At 73.9% G+C, this 23,132-nt stretch carries 13 protein-coding genes; 4 read left to right on the forward strand and 9 right to left on the reverse strand.

The window, feature by feature from the left end:
* Nucleotides 1-22: 22 nt before the first annotated feature.
* Nucleotides 23-2,452, reverse strand: a complete 2,430-nt coding sequence (gene lon, locus ACFWN1_RS11560; protein WP_384360055.1) for an endopeptidase La — start codon at nt 2,450-2,452, stop codon at nt 23-25.
* Between the two features lie 126 nt (nt 2,453-2,578).
* Between lon and ACFWN1_RS11565 the strand changes: the two genes are divergently transcribed.
* The 4 genes from ACFWN1_RS11565 (at nt 2,579) to ACFWN1_RS11580 (ending at nt 9,434) form a co-directional block, all read left to right on the forward strand.
* Nucleotides 2,579-3,265 carry a spermidine synthase gene (locus tag ACFWN1_RS11565; protein WP_384360057.1) on the forward strand — a complete coding sequence of 229 codons (687 nt, stop codon included), beginning with the start codon at nt 2,579-2,581 and terminating at the stop codon, nt 3,263-3,265.
* Between the two features lie 108 nt (nt 3,266-3,373).
* A complete protein-coding gene (locus ACFWN1_RS11570) occupies nt 3,374-4,114 on the forward strand; it encodes a response regulator transcription factor (protein ID WP_384360059.1) in 741 nt (246 codons plus the stop codon).
* Nucleotides 4,111-5,223, forward strand: a complete 1,113-nt coding sequence (locus tag ACFWN1_RS11575) for an ATP-binding protein (RefSeq protein WP_384360061.1) — start codon at nt 4,111-4,113, stop codon at nt 5,221-5,223. Before ACFWN1_RS11570 ends, ACFWN1_RS11575 begins: the two co-directional genes overlap by 4 nt.
* 314 nt (nt 5,224-5,537) lie before the next feature.
* Nucleotides 5,538-9,434: a multifunctional oxoglutarate decarboxylase/oxoglutarate dehydrogenase thiamine pyrophosphate-binding subunit/dihydrolipoyllysine-residue succinyltransferase subunit gene (locus tag ACFWN1_RS11580; protein ID WP_384360063.1), complete on the forward strand. Its 3,897-nt coding sequence runs from the start codon at nt 5,538-5,540 to the stop codon at nt 9,432-9,434.
* Nucleotides 9,435-9,507: 73 nt separating this feature from the next.
* Here ACFWN1_RS11580 and fxsT read toward each other — a convergent pair whose 3' ends face one another.
* The 8 genes from fxsT to ACFWN1_RS11620 form a co-directional block, all read right to left on the reverse strand.
* Nucleotides 9,508-12,513 (reverse strand): FxSxx-COOH system tetratricopeptide repeat protein, encoded by a 3,006-nt coding sequence (gene fxsT, locus ACFWN1_RS11585; protein ID WP_384360065.1) that lies wholly within the window; start codon nt 12,511-12,513, stop codon nt 9,508-9,510.
* A gap of 129 nt (nt 12,514-12,642) precedes the next feature.
* Entirely contained in the window at nt 12,643-14,046 is a 1,404-nt protein-coding gene (locus ACFWN1_RS11590; protein WP_384360067.1) for an aKG-HExxH-type peptide beta-hydroxylase, read from the reverse strand.
* The gene (locus tag ACFWN1_RS11595; protein WP_384360069.1) at nt 14,043-15,188 is read right to left on the reverse strand and encodes an FxsB family cyclophane-forming radical SAM/SPASM peptide maturase; all 1,146 of its coding nucleotides are present in this window, start codon (nt 15,186-15,188) and stop codon (nt 14,043-14,045) included. The genes ACFWN1_RS11590 and ACFWN1_RS11595 overlap by 4 nt, the downstream gene beginning before the upstream one ends.
* A gap of 152 nt (nt 15,189-15,340) precedes the next feature.
* Nucleotides 15,341-15,526 (reverse strand): FxSxx-COOH cyclophane-containing RiPP peptide, encoded by a 186-nt coding sequence (fxsA, locus tag ACFWN1_RS11600; RefSeq protein ID WP_384360071.1) that lies wholly within the window; start codon nt 15,524-15,526, stop codon nt 15,341-15,343.
* A gap of 71 nt (nt 15,527-15,597) precedes the next feature.
* The gene (locus ACFWN1_RS11605) at nt 15,598-18,942 is read right to left on the reverse strand and encodes an SAV_2336 N-terminal domain-related protein (protein WP_384360073.1); all 3,345 of its coding nucleotides are present in this window, start codon (nt 18,940-18,942) and stop codon (nt 15,598-15,600) included.
* 7 nt (nt 18,943-18,949) lie between these two features.
* Nucleotides 18,950-19,990, reverse strand: coding sequence for an AAA family ATPase (locus ACFWN1_RS11610; protein ID WP_384360075.1), 1,041 nt, complete (start codon nt 19,988-19,990; stop codon nt 18,950-18,952).
* A gap of 106 nt (nt 19,991-20,096) precedes the next feature.
* Nucleotides 20,097-22,217, reverse strand: coding sequence for a trypsin-like peptidase domain-containing protein (locus tag ACFWN1_RS11615; RefSeq protein ID WP_384360077.1), 2,121 nt, complete (start codon nt 22,215-22,217; stop codon nt 20,097-20,099).
* Nucleotides 22,214-22,918: a CU044_2847 family protein gene (locus tag ACFWN1_RS11620; protein WP_384360079.1), complete on the reverse strand. Its 705-nt coding sequence runs from the start codon at nt 22,916-22,918 to the stop codon at nt 22,214-22,216. The genes ACFWN1_RS11615 and ACFWN1_RS11620 overlap by 4 nt, the downstream gene beginning before the upstream one ends.
* Nucleotides 22,919-23,132 lie beyond the last annotated feature (214 nt).

Consider the following 23,132-nt stretch of genomic DNA (forward strand, 5'->3'; position numbering starts at 1 on the left):
GGACCCGGGCCCTTCGCCCCGCTCAGGCCGCGGCCGGGACCTCCGCCACGGTGGCGGCCGGCGCGAGGGCCAGCTCCAGCACCTGGCGGACGTCGGTCACCGCGTGCACGTCGAGCTTCTCCAGCACCTCGGCCGGGACGTCGTCCAGGTCGGCCTCGTTGCGCTTGGGGATGATCACGGTGGTCACCCCGGCGCGGTGGGCGGCGAGCAGCTTCTGCTTCACCCCGCCGATCGGCAGCACCCGCCCGGTCAGCGAGACCTCACCGGTCATCGCCACGTCCGTGCGGACCAGCCGGCCGGAGAGCAGGGAGGCCAGCGCGGTGGTCATGGTGACGCCCGCGCTCGGCCCGTCCTTGGGGACCGCGCCCGCCGGGAAGTGGATGTGCGCACCCCGGTCCTTCAGGTCGGCCACCGGCAGCTCCAGCTCGGCGCCGTGGCTGCGCAGGAAGCTCAGCGCGATCTGCGCCGACTCCTTCATCACGTCACCGAGCTGCCCGGTCAGGGTCAGCCCCGCCGCGCCCGTCTCCGGGTCGGCGAGCGACGCCTCGACGTACAGCACGTCGCCGCCGGCCCCGGTGACCGCGAGCCCGGTCGCCACACCGGGTACGGCGGTGCGGCGCTCGGCCGGGTCCTGGGCGGACTCGGGCACGTGGTGCGGGCGCCCGACCAGACCGCGCAGATCCTCCTCGCGGACGGTGAACGGCAGCTCCCGCTCACCCAGTTCGTGCTGGGCCGCGACCTTGCGCAGCAGTCGCGCCACGGTCCGCTCCAGGGTGCGCACGCCCGCCTCGCGGGTGTACTCCCCGGCGAGCCTGCGCAGCGCGCCCTCCGCCAGCGTGACCTCGTCACCGGTGAGACCGGCCCGCTCCAGCTGGCGCGGGAGCAGGTGGTCGCGGGCGATGACGACCTTCTCGTCCTCGGTGTAGCCGTCGAGCCGGACGATCTCCATCCGGTCGGCCAGCGCCTCCGGGATCGCCTCCAGCACATTGGCCGTGGCGAGGAAGACCACGTCGGACAGGTCGAGTTCGACCTCCAGGTAGTGGTCCCGGAAGGTGTGGTTCTGCGCCGGGTCCAGCACTTCGAGCAGGGCGGCGGCCGGGTCGCCCCGGAAGTCCGAGCCGACCTTGTCGATCTCGTCGAGCAGGACGACCGGGTTCATCGACCCGGCCTCCTTGACCGCGCGGACGATGCGGCCGGGCAGCGCGCCGACGTAGGTGCGCCGGTGGCCCCGGATCTCCGCCTCGTCGCGGACACCGCCGAGGGCGACCCGGACGAACTTCCGCCCCATCGCGTGGGCGACGGACTCACCCAGGCTGGTCTTGCCGACGCCGGGCGGTCCGACCAGCGCGAGCACCGCGCCGCCGCGCCGCCCGCCGATCACGCCGAGGCCGCGCTCACCGCGCCGCTTGCGCACCGCGAGGTACTCGGTGATGCGCGCCTTGACGTCGTCGAGGCCCGCGTGCTCGGCGTCCAGGATCTCCCTGGCGCCCTGGATGTCGTACGCGTCCTCGGTCCGATCGTTCCACGGCATCTCCAGGACGGTGTCCAGCCAGGTCCTGATCCAGGAGCCCTCGGGCGACTGGTCGGAGGAGCGCTCCAGCTTCTCCACTTCCTTGAGCGCGGCCTCGCGGACATGGCCGGGCAGGTCGGCGGCCTCCACGCGGGCGCGGTAGTCGTCGGACTCCTCGGCCGTGTCCGGGCCGTCGCCGTTCAGCTCGCGCAGTTCCTTGCGGACCGCTTCCAGCTGGCGGCGCAGCAGGAACTCGCGCTGCTGCTTGTCGACGCCCTCCTGGACGTCCTTGGCGATGGTCTCCGCCACGTCCTGCTCGGCGAGATGGTCGCGGAGCTGCTGCGCGGCGAGCTTCAGCCGGGCCACCGGGTCGGCGGTCTCCAGCAGCTCGGTCTTCTGGCCGGTGGTGAGGAACGGCGAGTAACCGGAGTTGTCGGCGAGCGCGGAGACATCGTCGATGGCCTGGACCCGGTCCACGACCTGCCAGGCGCCGCGCTTGCGCAGCCAGGTGGTGGCCAGCGCCTTGTACGCCTTGACCAGGTCGGTCACCTGGCCGGGCAGGGGGTCGGGCAGGGTCTCCGCGACCCGGGTGCCCTCGACCCACAGGGCGGCGCCGGGGCCGGTGGTGCCCGCGCCGATACGGACCCGGTGGCGGCCCTTGACCAGGGCGCCCGGGTCGCCGTCGGCGAGTCTGCCGACCTGCTCGACGGTGCCGAGCACGCCGGTCCTCGCGTAGGTGCCGTCGATGCGCGGGACCAGCAGCACCCTGGGCTTGCCGGACTCCGCGCGCGCGGCGGCCTGGGCGGCCTCCACGGCGGCCCGGACCTCGGCGTCGCTCAGATCCAGCGGAACGACCATGCCGGGCAGCACGACCTCGTCGTCGAGCGGCAGCACGGGCAGAACGAGCGTGACCTCCATGGGCTCACCCGACTCAGCAGCCATGATCTCCCCTTCAGCAGTCAACTTGAGTAACACTGACTCAATGCTCGGCAGCCGTTGAATGTTCCTCGAACACCGTTCGCTCTGGGCGAACGAGGACTCGCCCGGCGGGCGGGGCAAGATGTCGGCATGACTGCCACGCACGGCGACCCGGTGGAGCCCGTGATCCTGGACCGGCGCGAGGGGCCGTACGGGGAGGTGGTGCTGCGCCGGAGCGGGGAGTTACTCCAGATCATCGCGAACGGTTGCTTCCTGATGGACACTTCGGACGGCCGCTCGGAGCGGCTGCTGGTGGACGCGGCGCGGGACGCGCTGGACGGCCGCCCGGCTCCGGAGGTGCTGATCGGCGGGCTCGGCGTGGGCTTCTCCCTGGCGCACGCGGCCGCCGACCCGCGCTGGGGACGCGTCACCGTGGTCGAGCGCGAGCCCGCCGTGATCGACTGGCACCTCGCCGGCCCGCTGGCCGGGATCTCCGCCGGGGCACTGGCCGACCCGCGCACGCGCGTCGTGGAGGCCGATCTCGTCGCCTACGTCAAGAAGACGTCCGACACGTTCGACGCGGTGTGCCTCGACATCGACAACGGCCCCGGCTGGACCGTCACGGAGGGCAACGGAAGTCTGTACACGCCAGCTGGACTCGCCGACTGCGCGCGGGTGTTGAGGCCCGGCGGGGTACTGGCCACCTGGTCCGCGCAGCCCTCTCCGGAATTTGAGGGAACTCTGCGGAATGCCGGGTTCCGACAGGTGCGTACCGAAGAGGTCCCCGTTGCCCGTGGCGTTCCGGACGTGGTCCACCTCGCCGTCCGACCTGGATAGCGAGGGCCCGGCATGTCCCCGTAATGTGCGGCGTGACGCGGATCATTCGAGCGTCGATCGCAGTCATGGGATCACCCCACGGATTCCGGAGAGCAACAGGGGCGGGCGATGGAGCAGACACACACCTCCCAGACCGGCGCGGCCACGACGTCTCAGGGTGCGCAGCGCCGGGTACTGGTCGTCGAGGACGACCCCACGATCGTCGACGCCGTGGCGGCCCGGCTGCGCGCCGAGGGGTTCCTCGTGCAGACCGCCGGTGACGGTCCCTCGGCGGTCGACACGGCGGAGGCATGGCAGCCCGACCTGCTGATCCTCGACATCATGCTGCCCGGCTTCGACGGCCTGGAGGTCTGCCGCCGGGTGCAGGCGTCCCGCCCGGTGCCGGTGATGATGCTCACCGCGCGCGACGACGAGACCGACATGCTGGTGGGCCTCGGCGTCGGCGCCGACGACTACATGACCAAACCGTTCTCCATGCGGGAGCTGGCCGCGCGCGTGCATGTGCTGCTGCGCCGCATGGAGCGCGCCGCGCTCGCCGCCACCACGCCCCGCTCCGGCATACTCCGCCTCGGGGAACTGGAGATCGACCACGCCCAGCGCCGGGTGCGGGTGAAGTCCGACGACGTACATCTGACGCCCACCGAGTTCGACCTGCTGGTGTGCCTGGCCAACACCCCGCGCGCGGTGCTCTCCCGCGAGCAGCTGCTCGCCGAGGTGTGGGACTGGGCGGACGCCTCCGGCACCCGGACCGTGGACAGCCACATCAAGGCGCTGCGCCGGAAGATCGGCGCCGAGCGCATCCGCACGGTGCACGGGGTCGGCTACGCGCTGGAGACGCCGGCGCCGTGAGTCCCGGACGGGAGACGGGGCGCCGGCGCGCCGGGGACGACCCCTGGGGCGGCGTTCGCCCGTTCTCGATCAAGACCAAGCTGGGCGCGCTGGTCGTCATCTCGGTGCTGATCACCACCGGTCTCTCCATGATCGCGGTGCACACCAAGACCGAACTGCGCTTCATCACGGTCTTCTCGATGATCGCCACGCTGCTGATCACCCAGTTCGTGGCCCACTCGCTCACCGCGCCGCTGGACGAGATGAACGCGGTGGCCCGCTCCATCTCGCACGGCGACTACACGCGCCGGGTGAGCGAGGGCCGCCGCGACGAACTCGGCGACCTCGCCGTCACGATCAACGTCATGGCGGACGAGCTGGAGGCCCAGGACCTCCAGCGCAAGGAGCTGGTGGCGAACGTCTCGCACGAGCTGCGCACCCCCATCGCGGGGCTGCGCGCGGTGCTGGAGAACATCGTCGACGGCGTCACCGAGGCCGACCCGGAGACCATGCGCACCGCGCTGCGCCAGACCGACCGGCTCGGCCGGCTGGTGGAGACCCTGCTCGATCTCTCCCGCCTCGACAACGGCGTGGTCCCGCTGAAGGCCCGCCGCTTCGAGGTGTGGCCGTATCTGTCCGGGGTGCTGAAGGAGGCCAACATGGTCGCCTCGGCGCGCGCCGGGCTCGCCTCCGGCTCCGGCAGCCACACCCGTACCGACGTGCATCTGCACCTCGACGTGTCCCCGCCGGAGCTGACCGCGCACGCCGATCCCGAGCGCATCCACCAGGTCGTGGCGAACCTCATAGACAACGCGGTCAAGCACAGCCCGCCGCACGGCCGGGTGACGGTGCGGGCCCGGCGCGGACCGCGTCCGGAGTCGCTGGAGCTGGAGGTGCTGGACGAGGGTCCGGGCATCCCCCGGTCGGAGTGGCACCGCGTGTTCGAGCGGTTCAACCGGGGCTCGGTGACCCGGCCGCACGGTCCGGGCAGCGACGGCGGCACCGGTCTGGGGCTGGCCATCGCCCGCTGGGCGGTGGATCTGCACGGCGGCCGGATCGGTGTGGCCGAATCCGAGCGGGGCTGCCGGATCATCGTCACCCTTCCGGGAGCCGTTCCGGCGTCGAGTTGACGCTGCCGGTCCCCATGGGGTTCAGTCGGATGATCAAGATCACAAATGTCCGCCCGATCGGACACCTGTGATCAGGCACGGGCCAGCGCGGTGCGCCGAGCGAGGACGCTTAGGGCCCCGGTACGCCGTGCCCGGAACTTCCCTCCCTTGTCCGGAACCCCGCTTGTTTCCCGCCATTTCACGGCCCGAAACACGGTTCCCGATGTGACTTGCACGACGATGAACGGGCCCGACCTGACCTACCCGCCCGGGGAGGCGTAGCCTTTATTCCCGCTGTCCATCACCTTGTGAAGCGGAAGAGGGCGGTTGCCGCCGTGTCGCCACAGTCCCCCAGTAACTCGAACTCCCCCAGCCTCCGGCCGGGTGGTGCCCCCAGGACCGACGACCAAGCCGGGAAGAATCCCGCCGCGGCCTTCGGCCCGAACGAGTGGCTCGTCGATGAGATCTATCAGCAGTACCTCCAGGACCCGAATTCGGTAGACCGTGCCTGGTGGGACTTCTTCGCCGACTACAAGCCGGGGGCGCCCGCCGCCTCGGCTCCGGCGGGTACCGCGGCCGCGGGGGCCGCGGGCACCGCCCCCACCGCTCCTCCGGCCCAGGCCGCCCAGGCTCCGGCCGCGCCCGCCCAGGCTCCGGCCCCGGCACCGGCCCAGTCGGCTCCGGCCCAGTCGGCTCCGGCCGCCAAGCCCGCGCAGGCCCCGGCCACGCCGGCCCAGGCTCCGGCCCAGCCACCCGCGGCGAAGCCGGCTCCGGCCGCCCAGGCCCCGGCGAAGCCGGCCGCGGCGCCCGCCGCGAAGCCGAAGGCCGCCGCCGCGCCCGTCACCGAGGCCCCCGAGGGTCCCGAGGGTCCCGAGTACGTGACGCTGCGCGGTCCGTCCGCGGCCGTGGTGAAGAACATGAACGCCTCGCTGGAGCTGCCGACCGCCACCTCGGTCCGCGCGGTCCCGGTGAAGCTGCTGTTCGACAACCGCATCGTCATCAACAACCACCTGAAGCGCGCCCGGGGCGGGAAGATCTCCTTCACCCACCTCATCGGGTTCGCCATGGTCCAGGCCATCAAGGCCATGCCGCCGATGAACCACTCGTTCGGCGAGAAGGACGGCAAGCCGACCCTGGTCAAGCCGCCGCACGTCAACCTCGGTCTGGCCATCGACCTGGTGAAGCCCAACGGCGACCGCCAGCTGGTCGTCGCGGCCATCAAGAAGGCCGAGACGCTGAACTTCTTCGAGTTCTGGCAGGCCTACGAGGACATCGTCCGCCGCGCCCGCGAGGGCAAGCTCACGATGGACGACTTCACCGGTGTCACGGTCTCCCTGACCAACCCCGGTGGCCTCGGCACCGTGCACTCCGTGCCGCGCCTGATGCCCGGCCAGTCGGTGATCATGGGCGTCGGCGCCATGGACTACCCGGCGGAGTTCCAGGGCACCAGCCAGGACACGCTGAACAAGCTCGGTGTCTCCAAGGTCATGACGCTCACGTCGACCTACGACCACCGCGTCATCCAGGGCGCCGCCTCCGGCGAGTTCCTGCGCCAGGTCGCCAACCTGCTCCTGGGCGAGAACGGCTTCTACGACGACATCTTCGAGGCGCTGCGCATCCCCTACGAGCCGGTCCGCTGGCTCAAGGACATCGACGCCTCCCACGACGACGACGTCACGAAGGCCGCCCGCGTCTTCGAGCTGATCCACTCCTACCGGGTCCGCGGCCACGTCATGGCCGACACCGACCCGCTGGAGTACCAGCAGCGCAAGCACCCCGACCTCGACATCACCGAGCACGGGCTCACCCTGTGGGACCTGGAGCGCGAGTTCGCCGTCGGCGGCTTCGCCGGCAAGTCCCTGATGAAGCTGCGCGACATCCTGGGCGTGCTGCGCGACTCGTACTGCCGGACCATCGGCATCGAGTTCATGCACATCCAGGACCCCAAGCAGCGCAGGTGGATCCAGGACCGCGTCGAGCGCCCGCACACCAAGCCCGAGCGCGAGGAGCAGCTGCGCATCCTGCGCCGGCTGAACGCGGCCGAGGCGTTCGAGACCTTCCTGCAGACGAAGTACGTCGGCCAGAAGCGGTTCTCGCTGGAGGGCGGCGAGTCCGTCATCCCGCTGCTGGACGCGGTCATCGACTCGGCGGCGGAGTCCCGGCTGGACGAGGTCATCATCGGCATGGCCCACCGCGGCCGGCTGAACATCCTCGCCAACATCGTCGGCAAGTCGTACGCGCAGATCTTCCGGGAGTTCGAGGGCAACCTCGACCCGAAGTCGATGCACGGCTCCGGTGACGTGAAGTACCACCTGGGCGCCGAGGGCACCTTCACCGGCCTGGACGGCGAGCAGATCGCGGTCTCCCTGGTCGCGAACCCCTCGCACCTGGAGGCGGTCGACCCGGTCCTGGAGGGCGTCGCCCGCGCCAAGCAGGACATCATCAACAAGGGCGGCACGGACTTCACCGTGCTGCCGGTGGCGATCCACGGCGACGCGGCCTTCGCGGGCCAGGGCGTGGTGGCCGAGACCCTGAACATGTCGCAGCTGCGCGGCTACCGCACCGGCGGCACGGTCCACATCGTCATCAACAACCAGGTCGGCTTCACCGCCGCCCCGGAGTCCTCGCGCTCCTCGATGTACGCCACCGACGTGGCCCGCATGATCGAGGCCCCGATCTTCCACGTGAACGGCGACGACCCGGAGGCGGTGGTCCGCGTCGCGCGGCTCGCCTTCGAGTTCCGTCAGGCGTTCAACAAGGACGTGGTGATCGACCTGATCTGCTACCGCCGCCGCGGTCACAACGAGTCGGACAACCCGGCCTTCACCCAGCCGCTGATGTACGACCTGATCGACAAGAAGCGCTCGGTGCGCAAGCTGTACACCGAGTCCCTGATCGGTCGCGGCGACATCACTCTGGAGGAGGCCGAGCAGGCGCTCCAGGACTACCAGGGCCAGCTGGAGAAGGTCTTCACCGAGGTCCGCGAGGTCACCTCGCAGCCGGCGCAGGGCGTGTCCGAGGCGCCCAGGGACGGCTTCCCGGCGGTGGTCCCGACCGCGATCTCCGCGGAGGTCGTCAAGCGGATCGCCGAGTCCCAGGTCAACGTCCCGGACAACATCACCGTCCACCCGCGCCTGCAGCCCCAGCTCCAGCGCCGGGCGGCGATGGTGGAGGACGGCACGATCGACTGGGGCATGGGCGAGACCCTGGCCATCGGTTCGCTGCTGCTGGAGGGCACCCCGGTCCGTCTCGCGGGCCAGGACTCCCAGCGCGGCACCTTCGGCCAGCGGCACGCGGTGCTCATCGACCGGGAGACCGGCGAGGAGTACACCCCGCTGCAGTACCTCTCCGACGACCAGGCACGGCTGAACGTCTACAACTCCCTGCTCTCCGAGTACGCGGCGATGGGCTTCGAGTACGGCTACTCGCTGGCCCGCCCGGACGCCCTGGTGATGTGGGAGGCGCAGTTCGGCGACTTCGTCAACGGCGCGCAGACGGTCGTGGACGAGTTCATCTCCTCGGCCGAGCAGAAGTGGAACCAGACCTCGGGCGTGGTCCTGCTCCTGCCGCACGGTTACGAGGGCCAGGGCCCGGACCACTCCTCGGCCCGCCCGGAGCGGTTCCTGCAGCTCTGCGCGCAGAACAACATGACGGTCGCCATGCCGACCTCGCCGGCGAACTACTTCCACCTGCTGCGGTGGCAGGTCCACAACCCGGAGCACAAGCCGCTCATCGTCTTCACCCCGAAGTCGATGCTGCGTCTGAAGGCCGCGGCCTCGTCGGCGGAGGACTTCACCTCCGGCGAGTTCCGTCCGGTCATCGGCGACGACACGGTCGACCCGGCCGCCGTCCGCAAGGTCGTCTTCTGCTCCGGCAAGGTCTACTACGACCTGGAGGCCGGCCGGCGGAAGCGCGGCGCCACGGACACGGCGATCATCCGCATCGAGCGGCTGTACCCGCTGCCCGGCGCCGAGGTCCAGGCCGAGGTCAACAAGTACCCGAACGCTGAGAAGTACCTCTGGGCGCAGGAGGAGCCGGCGAACCAGGGTGCGTGGCCGTTCATCGCGCTCAACCTGATCGACCACCTGGACCTGGCCGTCGGTGCCGACGTCCCGGCGGGCGAGCGGCTGCGCCGTATCTCGCGCGCGCACGGCTCGTCACCGGCGGTGGGCTCCGCGAAGCGCCACCAGGCGGAGCAGGAGCAGCTGGTGAACGAGGTCTTCGAGGCGTGACCCCAGCTCACTGAGCGATGCTGAAGGGCCCGCCCTCCGGATCTGATCCGGAGGGCGGGCCCTTTTCGTGTCCTCAGCTCGCCTGCGGCTCGAAGTCCCAGTACGGGCGGTTGCGGGAGCGGGCGGAGACGGTGTGGACGTGGTGGGGGCCGAGGGTGGCGGCGAGGTCGGCCAGGGCCTCCTGTTCGACCTTCTCCGCCTGCCGGCGGTCGCGCAGGGCGCGCAGGTCGGCCGCGTAGGCGATACGGGCGGTCAGGGTGAGGGGGTGGGTGCGGCCGAGGGTGTCGGTGGCGCGCAGGATGGTGAGCCGGCTGAGGTCGGCGGCGGACTCGGTGTCCCCGACGAGGTTGCGCAGCGCGGCGGCGTTGACGGCGCTGCCGAGCGCGTACGGGTGGGTCTCGCCCAGCGCGGCGGACATGCCGGCGAGGCTCTGCTCGATCAGCACGTGGGCGTGGTCCCGTTCGCCGACGCTGCGCAGCACCAGCGCGTGGTTGGCGCGGGCGCCGATGATGAAGGGGTGGCCCTCGGGCAGCAGCAGTTCGTAGCGGGCGAGGACGGATTCGCTCGCCTCGCGGGCCTGGTCGATGTCGCCGTGCTCGCGGGCGAAGCAGCTCTGGCTGACGGCCGCGGCCAGGGTGTGCGTGTGGGTGTCGCCGACCTTGCGTTCCAGTCCTTCCAGGACGCGGGTGAGCAGCTCGCCGGCCGCCGTCCGGTCGCCGCCGCGCAGCTTGCACAGGGCGAGGTTGTGCTCGGCGCGCAGGGTGTTCTGGTTGTCGGGGCCCATGACGATGCCGTACTCGCGGACGTTCTTGGCCTGGATGGACTCGGCCTCGGCGTAGCGGCCCAGCAGCCGCAGGTCGATCGCGTAGGAGACCTCGGAGAACAGGGTCCAGGGGTGGCGGCCCTTGAGCAGCTGGCGGCGGGCTTCCAGGGTGCGGGTGTCGAAGCCGCGGGCCTGGTCGTAGCGGCCGAGGAGGCGCAGGGTGAAGCCGAGGTTGTTCTGCGCGTTGAGGGTGCGGGAGTCGTGCTCGCCGAACAGCTCGCGGTAGGTGGGGTACAGCCACTGGTCGAGTTCGAGGGCGTCGTCGTACTGCCCGAGTTCGCGCAGGTCGGCGGCGAGTCCGCCGGCCATCCTCAGATGGTCGAGGTCGTGTTCGCCGCGTTCGGCGCGCAGTTGCTCCCGGGCGGCCCGGTCGATGGCCTCGGTCTCCTGGAAGCGGCCGGCCGAGCGGAGCAGGTTGGCGTAGTGGTAGGTGACCTCCCACACCCGGGGGTGGGACTCGCCGAGCAGTGCGCGCCAGGAGCGCAGGGCGCGCCCGCCGAGGTTGACGCCGGCGGTGTACTCCCCCGCGAACAGCATGTACCGCAGGCAGTTGAGCACCAGCCCCTGCACCCTGCGGTCCTGGCTGCGCAGTACGTCGGCGTATTTGAGGTGCGGGACGATCTCTGCGTACGCGTCCCAGTTGCGGGTGTCGGTGGGGCGGCCGGGATCGGCCTCGGCCAGGGCGCGGCGGACCACCTCGATGAACTCTTTCCGGTCGGCGTCGGGCATGTCCTTGTGGACGATCTGGTGGACCATCCGGTGCAGGTAGACCGACTCCCCGGGGGCGACGGCCTCGTCCAGCATGGCCTCGTGCGACTCCAGCCGGACGACGGAGTACTGGCGGAGCTGGTTGACGGCCTTGTTCCACAGCAGCGGGTCGTCCAGCAGCCCGGCGAGCTGTTCGGGCAGGTCGTCGTGGTTCATCTCCTTCAGCAGCCGGACCGGGATGAAGCCGGGGGCGAAGAAGGTGCACAGCCGGAGCAGGTCGACGGACTCGGGGACGGTCTCGCGGAGCTTGTTCAGCAGTATCGACCAGGCGGTCTGGAAGGCGAGCGGGAAGTCCGCGGACACCTTGACCACGTCCTGGTCGATGCCGCCGTCCAGCAGGGCGATGTACTCGGCCACCGACAGGTCGGAGTCGTTGAGCCAGCCCGCGGTCTGGTCGAGCAGCAGCGGCAGGTCCTCCAGCGCCTGGGCGAGCTGGTCGGCGTCGGCCTCGGTGAGCCGGGGCGCGCGGCGGCGGATGAAGGCGACCGACTCGTCGCGGCCGTAGACGGGGACTTCGAGCAGCTTGCTGTTGTGCTCGCCCCACTCGGGGTTGCGGGAGGTGATGAGGACGTGGCCGGGGCCGGTGGGGACGAGGTCCCAGATCTGGTCGGGCTCGTCGGCGCCGTCGAGGACGAGCAGCCAGCGGGAGTACGGGGTGCCCCGGCGCAGCGCGTCCCGGACCGCGCGCAGCCGCTCGCCGTACTCGGCGCCGGTGGACAGGCCGAGTTTGGGGGCGAGTTCGGCGAGGAGACGGCGGTAGCTGACGCGTTTCTCGGCGTTGACCCACCACACCACGTCGTACTCGGAGCCGAAGCGGTAGACGTACTCGGCGGCCAGCTGGGTCTTGCCGACGCCGGACATGCCGTGCAGCGTGAGGACGCCCGCTCCCGGCTCGCTGCCCTGGAGCAGGTGGTAGGCGTCGTTGAGCAGCGGCTCGCGGCCGGTGAAGCGGGTGTTGCGGCGCGGCACCCCGCCCCACACGTCGGGCATGGCGGCCGGGAAGCGGGGTGCGGGGCGGCCCGCTTCACCGTCCGGGCGGGCGTCGTGGGGCAGGTCGAGGCGGTCCAGGAGGCGCCGTTCGGCCTCGTCCGCGCCCATGTTGGTGAGGTCGACGGGGGCGAGCACGGCGACGGCGGAGGGCAGGGAGGCGTTGGTGACGGAGACGGCGGCGAACCGGCCCGGGTCGGCGCCGGCCACTTCGCGCAGGGCCGCGTTCCACTCGTCGTGGCCGCGCGGGCCGAGCTGGAAGTACCACTCGCTGACCACGATCAGGGTGCGGCCCTCGGCGAGGGTGAGGTCGCGCAGCAGATCGGTGAGGGGCTGGTCCGGCGGGGCGTCCCAGCGCAGGTAGACCACGCGGAGGCCGCGCCGCTCCAGCCGGTCCCCGATCCAGGCCGCCCAGGCCCGGTTGAAGCCGGCGAAGCTGATCGTGACGGTCTGCCTCGCGGCCCCGTTCCCGTTCGGTGCCGGCGTACGGGATTCAGACATGCGGCGGCCTCCAGCACGTAGACAGGAAATCGTAGAACCTCGGCACGGCCCTGGGGAGTACGGCGGCCGGCCGGGACGAACGTCTCGGTGGGCCGATCTTCGCGCAGCGGGGCATGTGATGTCGGCATTTCACAGGTTCGGGATCGGCGGCGTGGGGGGCTGTCGCTGCGCCCACAGGGTGCGCACCGCCTTGACGTACGCCTGCGCGCGCGCCGTGTGTCCCCGGGGTGCGGGGCGGGCGGAGAGCCGTTCGTGGGCGGCGGCCATGCCGTCGACGAACCGGCGTCCGGCCGGGGTGAGGTCGGGCGAGGCGACCAGCGCGGGCAGGGCGGCGGCGACCTGGGCGTGATAGCGGGCGTGTTCGGCCCAGGCGGCCTCGCGGCGGGCGGGCTCGGCGAGGGCGGTGCGCTGGAAGTGGCCGGCCAGCGCGAGATGCGCGTAGGTGCCGTGCAGCAGCCCGTCGTAGGGGCGGGGGTCGGGGCGCCAGGGGGCGAAGTAGCGGGCCTCGGGTCCGGCCCGGTGCAGTTCCACCAGCTCGCTGAGCGCGGCGAGCTTGGTGTGCTGCGTCTCGTGGACGAGGGTCGCGGCGAGCGCGGCCGGGGTGGCGGGAGTGGTGCTGAGCAGCGCGCCGAACGCCTCGCGCCGGGTGCCGCTGGAGCTGCCCCGGCCGTCGGAACCGGGCGGCGCCGCGAGCGGGACGAGGCAGCGCAGCAGGGTGATGGTCTCGGTCAGCCGCTGTTCACCGCCGGTGCGCAGCGCCTCGGCGGTGCCGGACCAGGCGTGCAGCCAGCGCTTGCGCTCGGCGTGGTCGGCTCCGCCGGGCCCGCTGAACGCGAAGCGGCCGGGGTCCGGGGGCGGGGTGCGGTAGGGGTCGAGATCGTCCAGCGGTACGGGCGCGGCGCCGGGCAGCAGGCCGGGCAGGGCGTGGGCGGGGGTCCAGGCGGGGGCGCCGGACCAGGCGCCGGTGCCCTGCTCCAGCCGGACGTGGATGTCGGAGGCCCCGCGCCGGCGCAGGGTCAGGCGGCCGTTCCTGTGCCGTACCTCGATCTCGGCCGGGCCGGTGCGCCCGGTGCGCAGCACGCCGAGGGAGGGGAGGCACAGGATGCCGTCGCGTGCGGTGAGCCCGGTGGTGAAGGCCAGGCCCGCGCGGGCCGCGGCGGCTGCGGCGAGGGCGCTGAAGTAGGCGAGTTCCATGGGGAGTTCGCGGGTGCCGTCGGGGGTGGTCAGCGCGGTCAGGCAGCGGCGGGCCCAGGGGCCGGTGAGCGGGTAGGTCAGCCGGGTCCTGGCGGGCGAGCGGGGTCCTTCGGCGGCGCGGTCGGCCGCCGCCAGCAGGGCCCAGTCCTCGTGCAGCCGGCGCCGGGCGGCGGGCGGGCAGTGGGCGGGGCCGGCCGCGTCGGCGGCGTCGAGGACGGCGCGCAGCAGCAGCATGCGCCGGGTGTCCTGGTCGCGCACGAGGAGGGCGAGGGTCTCGGGGCCGCCCTCGGTGCGGCTGAGTTCGGCGAGGGCGCGGTCAAGGCCCGTGGGAGCCGTCACGGGGTGCCTCCTTCCTCGGCGAGCCGGGCGGCCACATGCCGGATGAAGCGCTGGAGGTCGGCGCAGTACACCGACGGGTTGCGGAAGCCGTGTCCGGCGCGGTACCGGTGGGCGTAGTGGCCGCCCCCGCACACCGCGACCAGCGGGCAGCTCCGGCAGTGCCCGGCGAGTCCGGCGAGGCCCGTCTGCCGGGCGGCGACGCCGGGGTGCGCGAGGGCCTGGTCGAAGTCGTGCCGGAAGACGTCGAGCCCCGTCTCGGCCGCACCCTCGTACGCCGATTTCAGCGAGTCGACCTGTTCGATGGAGCCGTCTGTCTCGATGACGACGGCGTCGAACGGGGTGAGGCCGAGGGACTCGGTGGCGGCGGGCAGGCCGAGCAGCAGGGCCAGGCACTCCTCGAAGAGCCGTACCCGTGTCTCGCGCCGCCCGGCCGACCACCAGCGGTCGAAGACCCGGCACAGCCACTCGCCGTACTCGCCCGGGTGCGGGGGCGGAGCCGACCAGTTGCCGTGCGGCAGCAGCAGGTCGAGCGCGGGCGGGCGGAGCGTGAGCAGGGACTCGTAGGTCCCGACGGGGTCGGTGGTGGGGTCGACGACGGTGAGGACGCCCGCGTACGCCTCGGGGAAGCGGTCGGCGACCAGGCGGGCGCCGCGCGCCGCGGCGGGCCAGGAGGGGCGGCCGGCGTGGTCGACGCGCCGGTGGTTGAGGGCCGCGGTGCCGCCGTCGAGGCTGATGCCGATCCGGACGCCGTGCCGGGCGAGGAGGGCGATCCGGTCGTGGGTGAGCAGGGTGGCGTTGGTCTGCACGGTGGCGTGGACGGCGCAGCCGCCCGGTACGCGGGCGCGAACGGTGTCGGTGAACGCGGCCAGGGTGCCGGCCCCGGCCAGCAGGGGTTCGCCGCCGTGCAGGACGAGCGAGAGCGCGGGCAGGGCGTGGTCGCGGGCGTGCCGGGCGATGCGGTCGGCGGTGCGGTCCAGCACTTCGGCGGGGGCGGCGGCGGGGCGGGTGCGCCAGGTGCGGTCGGGGCCCTCGTAGAGGTAGCAGTAGCGGCAGGCGAGGTTGCAGCGGCCGTGCGCCTTGACGATGAACTGACGGAAGGGGCGCGGTTCCGCCCGTGTCGGGGCGGTGGTCGACCCGGACATCCTGCACCCCCGTACCCGTGATGCGGGCGCGGCTCGTTCGCCCATGTGTGCGGGTGCGTTCCCGGCCGTGGCCCGTGGCCAAACGCGCGGCGGCGGAACTTGCCGGTTTCCGCCGTCCTGTGACCAAGAGCGAGCGGCCTAGTACTACAGGGCTAGAGGCAGTTGTTGAAGCCCCAGAGCATCTCGGCGGGTTTCTTGGCGCGTTCGGTGAGGGTGTCCAGGACCTGGCGCAGCACGGGGTGGTCGAGGGTGCGCAGTTCCTCCAGGTCCAGTGTGAGCAGGTCCGGCAGCGGCTCGCCATGCTCCGGCAGTGCCGTCTCGTCGCCCGCGCTGGTCATCGCTGCCTCCCGTGGTGGTCCTCGGCGGTCCCTGATCCCGTGCTCGCCCGTGCTCGTCCGTGCGGTGCCGGTCAGCCGAGGCCGGCCAGCCGGTCGGCGGTGTCCTCGGCGGTCGGCGGGCCGGTGCCGAGGCTGTCCTCGGGCAGGCGCGCCCACCCGGCGCGGGCCGCGCGGTACGCCTCGCGGGCCGCGCGCGGCCGGGACGCCGCCTCATAGGACATACCCCGCCAGTGATGTGCCTGCGCGCCCAGTTCCACGGCGATCCGGCGGTCGCGGTCCGACTCGGCCACCGCCTCGGCCTCCCGCGCCGACTCGGCCGCCGCCCGGAAGGCGTCCACCGCCTCGTCCAGCCGGGTCGGCCGGGCCAGGCTCCGGTACGCCTCGTACTGCGCCTGTCCCAGCTCCAGCGAGCAGCGCGCGGCCAGCAGCGGGTCGTCCGCCTCGGCGGCCGCGAGCCCGAAGAGGTGCTCCGCCTCGCGCAGGTCCACCCGGTCGCCGCGCAGCCGGTACCGCCGGATCAGGGCGCTGCCCAGCATCAGCAGGCGGTGCGCGGTGTGCGGGCTGCCGGTGTGGGTCTCGCGGCGGCAGTCCCGCAGCACCGGTATCGCCTGGACCAGCGCCTCCCAGGCCCGCTGCCCGGTCTCGGCGTCCGCCCGGCGCAGCAGCACCTCCCCCCACTCGGCGAGCACACCGGCGTAACCGGCGGCCTCCCTCGACGTGTCGGCTGCGGCGCGGGCGAACGCCTCAGCCGCGTCCCGGAGTTCGCGCGGGTCACCCGTCTCGGTGTACCGGGCGGCCCCGATCCGGCCCGCCCTGACGTGGAGTTGGGCGCGCAGGCCACGTCCGGTGGTGGTGGCGAGCGCGGCGTCGACCCGTTCCCGGGCCTCGGTGAGGTCACCGCCGGAGCGGAGCAGGGCGTCGACCAGGTCCAGCCGTACGAGGCTGAGATCGCGCTCCCCGTCCCCGTCGGCCGCCAGCGCGGCACGCAGCGAACCGGCCGCCTGGGCGGCGTGACCGCGTGCCTGCACCGGGTCGTCGGTGGCGTCGGCGAGGCGCAGCAGCAGCCTGCCGTGGGCGAGGGGCAGCTCGGGCGGGCGGTCTCCGCGGTCGGGCCAGATGTCGGCGAACGCCTCCAGCATGCCGACCGCCCCCTGGAGCAGGGCGCTGTCCCCGCCGAGCTGCCACTGCGCCTCCAGCGCGCCGACCCGCTCCAGCGTCAGCCGCATCGCCTGCGCCGGCTCCAGGTCGGGGGCGGCGCAGGCCACGGCGTACTCCCGGTCGGCGCGGCGCAGCAGGTCCAGCGCGGCGGGCCGGTCCCCCCGCCGTCGGCGGTCGGTGGCGGCCGCGCGCAGCACCCGGGCCAGCGCGGCCCGCTCCCGCTGGGCGTGCGGGTGGGCCACGGCACGCTCGGCGGCGGCCTGCGCCTCGGCCAGCAGCGCGGAGCCCCCCTGCACCTCCCACAGCCGCAGCGTGGCGTGCGCGTACTCGGCCCACAGCCCGGGGTCGTCCCCGGCGGGCCCCTCGTTCTCCGTCGCCCCGCGCAGGAGTTGTACGGCGTCGATCACGTCCTGCACCATGCCGTCGGAGTCGAACCTGGCGAGCAGGGTGCGGGCGCGGACCACCGCCGGGTGCGCGGGCCGGGGTCCGGCGGCGGGGCCGGGCCGGGTGCCGTAGAGCCGGAACTGCTCCGGCAGCGGCATGAACCGCTCCAGCACCCGCGCGGCGACCTCGGCGAAGGGCTGGGGCACCAGGGTGGCGTCGCCGTGGTCGCCGGGGTCGGGATACGCGCCGTACAGGCGGGGGCCGGATGCGGTGACCTCAGCGTCCTCAGCGTCTTCGGCGTGGTCCTCCCCGCGCCCCGCCTGGGGAGTGCCGCCGAGCTGGGCGAGGGCGAGGGCCGGGAAGTTGGCGCCGCCCTTGCCGAAGCGCTGCTCGATGTACTCGGAGCAGTGCTTGAGGACGAGCAGGGCCTCGTCCCGGCCCAGGGTGGACAGCAGCGCCTCCCGCACCTCCGGCTCCATCTCGTACCACTGGCCCGCGTCCGGACCGTGGTCCTCACCGGCGCGCCGGACGAGGCCGCCGAGCAGCACCTCGGCGAGTTCGGCGGGGCCGGAGCCGGGCAGCATGGTGCGCTGCACCAGCCGCATCACCGGCAGGCAGAGCGGGGCGGCGGCCAGATAGACGGCGAGGCGGCCGGCGGCCGGTGACGCGGTGGAGCGGAACCGGCTGACCCGCTCCACCGGGGTCGGCCGGCGTCCGCCGCGCGCCGGTGGTGCCGGCCGCTGGTCGGCGCGCACCCAGCCCACCGCGCCGGGCACCGGCCCGGCACCGGCCCCCGCGAGCAGCCGCGCCCACGCCCCGAGCGCCACCGGTTCGGGCGGCAGCACCGGCACGGGCAGCACACCCGGCGGCGGGACGAGGGGCGCGCCGTCCGGCGTCCGTACGCGCAGCGCGGTGCCGCCGGGGGTGTCGCCCCGGGTCAGCTCGCCGTAGGTGACCGGCAGCCGGGTGCGGCTCCACAGGCGCTGCGGGAGCGGCTGGAGCACGGCGACGGGGGCGAGCCGGGCCAGCCGGTGCAGCAGCCGGTGCGCGCGGCCCGAGCGCCACAGCGGGCCCGCGCAGTCGCTGACCAGCAGGGTGATCCGGCGCCCGGTGGGGTCGCTGAGCCGGTCGACGGTGTGCCGGGGCGCCCCGCGCGGGTCGGCGCTCGCGCTGACCGTGGCCTCGCCGTCGGGCCCGGCGTGCAGATGGGCGATCCGGATGTCCCCGAAGGCACCCAACTGGGCGAACACCTGCTGTAGTTCGGCGAAGAGCCGGTCCCACACCCGCATCGAGGGCGCCGCGTCAAGCACCAGCTGGAGCCGGGTGTCCCCGCGTCGCACCTCGCGGTACACGGGGATGATCGACCCTCCTGCCTGTGCGCTGAGTTCGGCGGTGGCCGTCTCGTCCAGCTCGCGGCGCAGCGGGGGCGCGGCGCTGCGGTACGCCTGCAACGGCCGCAGGGCGCGCTGGAGTTCCAGCGGGGAGGGCAGCGCGGGCGCGCCGGGTACGCCGACCGGGAGTGCGGTGAGCCGCGCGGTGGTCCGGGCTCGGGGGTGGTCGTCGCGGGGCGCCGGGTAGAGGGGGACGCTCCGGTCGGGGCCGGTGGCGGGCAGCCCGGCTTCCCGTGGCGGGGCGGGGGGCCGGGGCGCGGGCGGGGAGGCGGGCGAGGGTACGGGCGGAGGTGCGGGCGCGGGGATGTCGCCCGGCCGCGCCGCCGGACCGGCCGGGTGCGGTTCGCCCGTCCAGCGGGCCAGCCACAGGGCGTCGCTCAGCCCCTCCACGTCCGGTTCGAGGCCGGCTCCCCGCAGGTGGAGCACGAGTTCGGCGAGCGGGTCGGGGGCGTCGGGGCCGTGTCGTGCCGGTGCGTCGGGCATCGGCTCCTCACCTCGGGCGGTCGAGTCGCTGGATGAGCAGGTCGGCGAGGCGCTCCCGGCTCGGCGCGGCGGCCGCGTCGGTGAGGTGGATCGCGTTCAACAGCTGGTCGGTGGCGAGGAGTTCACTGCGTGAGCGGTCCAGGAAGCGGGCGATCAGATCGTCACCGGCCCGCGCGGCCTCGTCCCCGAGGTGGGCACGGACGAAGGTGGCGAGCCGGTTGTGGTCGGGGCGGCCCAGCTCCAGGTGGACGCAGCGGCGCATCAGCGGGGCCGGGAAGTCCCGTTCGCCGTTGCTGGTGAGGACCACGAAGGGGAAGGAGGTGCAGCCCACCCGGCCGTCGCGCACCCGCACCTTGGCGCCGTCGGCGGTGAGCACCTCGGCCTCGCCGTCGGGCAGCCGGTCGGTGAGGCGGCGCAGCTCGGGGATCTCGAACTCACCCTCCTCCAGCACGTTCAGCAGGTCGTTGGGCAGGTCGATGTCGCTCTTGTCGAGTTCGTCGATGAGCAGCACCCGCGGGGTGTCCGAGGGCAGCAGGGCGGTGCCGAGCGGGCCTAGCCGGATGTACCCGCCGATGGCCTCGACCGAACCGGGGCTCCCGGCCGCGCTGCCGTACCCGCCCTGCGCCGCGATCTGCACGTCCTGGAGCCGGGCGATGGCGTCGTAGTGGTAGAGCCCGTCCCGCAGGGTCGAGCGGCTGACGATGGGCCAGCGCAGCACCTCGCCGAGCCCCAGCTCGTACGCCACCGAGTGCGCGAGCGTGCTCTTGCCCGCGCCGGGGCTGCCGGTGACGAGGAGCGGGCGGCGCAGATAGAGCGCCGCGTTGATCATCTCCAGCTCCTCGGCGCCGGGCCGGTGCAGCTCGGCCAGGTGCCGGTGGGCGCCGAGCCTCCGGTCGCGGGAGCCGTCGCCGTCCTCGGCCGCGTCGCCGGAGGTGTCGGCGCCGCGCCCGGAGAAGTCCCGCCAGGGCGGGGGCGGGGGCAGCCGGCTCATCCCGTCGTGGGGTTCCCCGGCACCTCGGTAGATGAGCCACTCACTGGATTCGGTCATGTCCGGTCCTCGTCGTCGCTCGTCGCCGGGGGCAGCCGCAGGACGTTCACGGTAGCGAGCCGCCGGACGGCCGGTAGGGGGATCAGGGAGGAACCGGGTCCCCGGATCACGGGGCCTCCAGCAGGTCTCCGGTGCCGGGCAGGGGGCGGTACGGATCGTCGTACAGCAGCGCCGTGCCGTGGGCCCAGTACGACTCGGGGTCCTCGGCGCCGACCCGCCCGCGCAGCGCGTGCACCAGGTCGGGCAGGTGCAGGGCGCCGTCGCCGTCGTCCACGGCCGTCTTCACGCCCCGGTGGAACTCCCCGCACACCGCGTCCGGCCGCCGTCGCCACAGCACCACCCCGAACCCGGCCCGCAGCACCCGGCCGAGCGCGGCGGGATCGTCCGCGGAGCGCGGGTCACCGGGGCGGCACAGCACCGGCACGGTGTGCGGTGCGAGGGCGCGCAGCGCCGCCGTGTCCGGCACGGGTCTGCGCACACCGTCGTCGCAGTCCAGCACCTCGGCCTGCGCCTGACGCCGGTGCAGCCGGCGCCAGCGGTCCCGGCGCTCGGCGTCCGGGTCCTCGTCGTCGTACGTCTCCCAGGGGGCGGCGCGGGTGTGCCGCTCCTCCTCGGGAAGCTGGTCGCGGTCCGAGCAGCGGACCAGGACCGGCCGTTCGGCGCCGAGGGGGACGCCCTCGGGTCCCAGCCGCCACTCGTCCACGGGCAGGCCCAGGTGCAGCTGGGGCAGGGCCGCGTACAGGGTGGCGGGCCGGCCGGGTTCGTCGGAGTGCCGGAACGCCTCGGCCAGGGGTGCGGCCACCTGGCCGGCGAGGCCGTCCAGCGGGGCGCGTTCGCCTTCGTAGAGCCGGGTCGGCTCCTGGCCGGGGCCGCCGCCCACGGAGACCGACCAGTCGCAGTGGTCCGGCTCCCAGCCCCGGCGCAGCACCACCAGCAGCACGGCGGGGGCGAGCGGGGCGGGCAGTCCGGGCGGTTCGGGGAGGGTGGGCTCAAAGACTTCGCCGCCCGCCTCGAACGCGGCCCGCCGGGTGGCCAGTCGGTCACGGCCGAGCAGCTCGGCGCGCCGCTGGGTGAGGGTGTGCCGGTAACCGCTGTCCAGCCCGGCCGCCGTGTGCCGCACCCACTCCCACAGGGCGCGTTCGGCGGCGAGCGCGCTGGGCACGGGCGGGCGCCCGGCGGAGAGCACGCCCATGGCGTAGTCGAGCACCAGCTTCAGGGCGCCGTCCTGACGGGCGTGCTCGTAGAGCAGTCCCAGCCCGTCCCGCCAGCCGCGCGGGGCGGGCACGAGGGACGGCACGCGGAAGCCGGGCAGCGCGCGGAGTATGTCGAGCAGGCCACGGGTGCTGGCGGGCGGGGGCAGGTCGGCGAGCAGTCCCAGCAGCTCGCCCCGCTGCTGCGGGCTGAGGGTGCGGCCGGGGCGGGCACCCAGCTCGCCCTGGATGTCGGCCCAGGTGGGGTCGGGTGTGTCGGCGGTCCGCTGGCGGTCGCGGTGGTAGCGGTCGTGGGCGTGGAAGACGGACTGGTAGACGTCGTCACCGGCGGCGGGGAGCGGCAGCGTGCGCAGGCGCTCGACGCCGATGGAGGTACCGCCGCCGCCGTGGTCCGCGCGGGACTTGAGCACCCCGACGACCTCACCGCGTACGGGGTCGACCACCGGGCCGCCGGAGACGCCGGACGGCAGGTCGTTCTGCCCGAGCCTGACCTGCTCCTCGGGCGACCAGGCGCTGATGGTGCCCTGCACGGTGAGGCCGCCGTCCAGGATCTGCAGCCTGCCCCGGGGCGCGGTCCACCCCGCGTAGAACACCCTGTCCCCGCCGAAGTGGGGGTTGGGGCGCTCGGACACGTACACGCAGGTGTGGCCGACGGGCTCACGCAGCCGGACCAGGGCGAGGTCGGGCGCGGGCCAGCCGCCCGGCACGGGCGGCCCGGTCAGCTCCGGGAGCGTCGCCGCCACGCGTCCGGGCACGGCACGCGGCTCGTCGTACGGACTGGTGCGGTACACCACGGTGACCTCGCCCCCCTCCCCGGCATGGACCACGTGTGCGCAGGTCAGAACCCAGTTCGGCGCGACGAAGAAGCCACTGCCGAGGAAGCCGCCGGGCTCGTCGTGGGCATACCCGGCCCCCGCGTGATGAATGCGTACGGTCGCCGCCAGAACGAGGTCACGCAGCGCAAAACCCGCAGCACCGTCCCCCTCCGGTGCGCCCCCGCCGTACCCCGCGCTCATCCCGGATGCCCCCACACGCCGCGCGACGCTTCAGGTCGGGGGGTTGGGGCGGGGCGGGGAGCGGGCAGGGGGGAGGGCGCCGCGAGCGGGGGCGCGGGCGGGGCGGGGGCGGTCCCGGGTGCGGGGGCGGGCCCCGGGGCGGGGTCCGCGGGCGGGGCGGGGGCGGTCCCGGGTGCGGGGGCGGTCCCGGGTGCCGGGTCGGTCCCGGGTGCGGGGCCCGCGTCCGGTGTGGGCGCCGCCGCCGGAGGCACGGTCGGGGCGGGGGCGGCCCCCGGTGCGGGGTTGGTCCTCGGCGCGGGGCCCATGTCCGGCGCGGGGCCCGCGTCCGGTGCGAGGCCCGCGCTCGCGGCCCCCCTCGCCGCGCCGCTCGGGTCGGGCGGGCCGCCGGTCCAGGTCAGGGTGACCGTGAGGGCCGCCTTGGCCTCGCCGTCCGCGAGCAGACCGACCACCTTGCCGGCCTTCGCGGTCAGCTCGATGCCGAACTCCACGCTGACCTCGTCCGGCCGCACCGCGCTCAGCGGGCCGGACAGCGACCGGGCCACCCCGGTGATCAGCGAGTGCAGGCTCTCCACGCTCGCCTCCACCCGGTCGTGGAAGCCGGTGTCGGTGTACGACAGCTCCTCCGCCCCCGAGATCCTGGCCCACACCGGCGTCCCGTCCGGCAGCTCGATCCGCGCCACCCGCGTCGATTCCCCGTGCATCGGACTCCCCGCCCTCTCCCCCGCTCGTCCCCCGACCCCTGCCGCACCCGGCGCCCGTCACCTCTCGCGGGGCACCGGCTGCCCAGCTCGTCCGGCGGCTGCCTATGATTTTCCTGTCCTCTCCCGGCTCCCCAGCCGGAACAGGCGGCGCCCTCGCCCCTCGCGGTCACATCCGCGAATGAGGGTTCTTCCCGCCCAGGACCGGACCTACCCC

This window comes from Streptomyces sp. NPDC058459 (assembly GCF_042721685.1).
Taxonomy (GTDB): Bacteria; Actinomycetota; Actinomycetes; order Streptomycetales; family Streptomycetaceae; genus Streptomyces.

Excerpts from the sequence above, each read along its gene's own strand:
- lon (WP_384360055.1), bottom strand. The coding sequence starts at position 2,452 with ATGGCTGCTGAGTCGGGTGAGCCCATGGAGGTCACGCTCGTTCTGCCC.
- ACFWN1_RS11565 (WP_384360057.1), top strand. The coding sequence starts at position 2,579 with ATGACTGCCACGCACGGCGACCCGGTGGAGCCCGTGATCCTGGACCGG.
- ACFWN1_RS11570 (WP_384360059.1), top strand. The coding sequence starts at position 3,374 with ATGGAGCAGACACACACCTCCCAGACCGGCGCGGCCACGACGTCTCAG.
- fxsT (WP_384360065.1), bottom strand. The coding sequence starts at position 12,513 with ATGTCTGAATCCCGTACGCCGGCACCGAACGGGAACGGGGCCGCGAGG.
- ACFWN1_RS11595 (WP_384360069.1), bottom strand. The coding sequence starts at position 15,188 with ATGTCCGGGTCGACCACCGCCCCGACACGGGCGGAACCGCGCCCCTTC.
- fxsA (WP_384360071.1), bottom strand. The coding sequence starts at position 15,526 with ATGACCAGCGCGGGCGACGAGACGGCACTGCCGGAGCATGGCGAGCCG.
- ACFWN1_RS11605 (WP_384360073.1), bottom strand. The coding sequence starts at position 18,942 with ATGCCCGACGCACCGGCACGACACGGCCCCGACGCCCCCGACCCGCTC.
- ACFWN1_RS11610 (WP_384360075.1), bottom strand. The coding sequence starts at position 19,990 with ATGACCGAATCCAGTGAGTGGCTCATCTACCGAGGTGCCGGGGAACCC.
- ACFWN1_RS11615 (WP_384360077.1), bottom strand. The coding sequence starts at position 22,217 with ATGAGCGCGGGGTACGGCGGGGGCGCACCGGAGGGGGACGGTGCTGCG.
- ACFWN1_RS11620 (WP_384360079.1), bottom strand. The coding sequence starts at position 22,918 with ATGCACGGGGAATCGACGCGGGTGGCGCGGATCGAGCTGCCGGACGGG.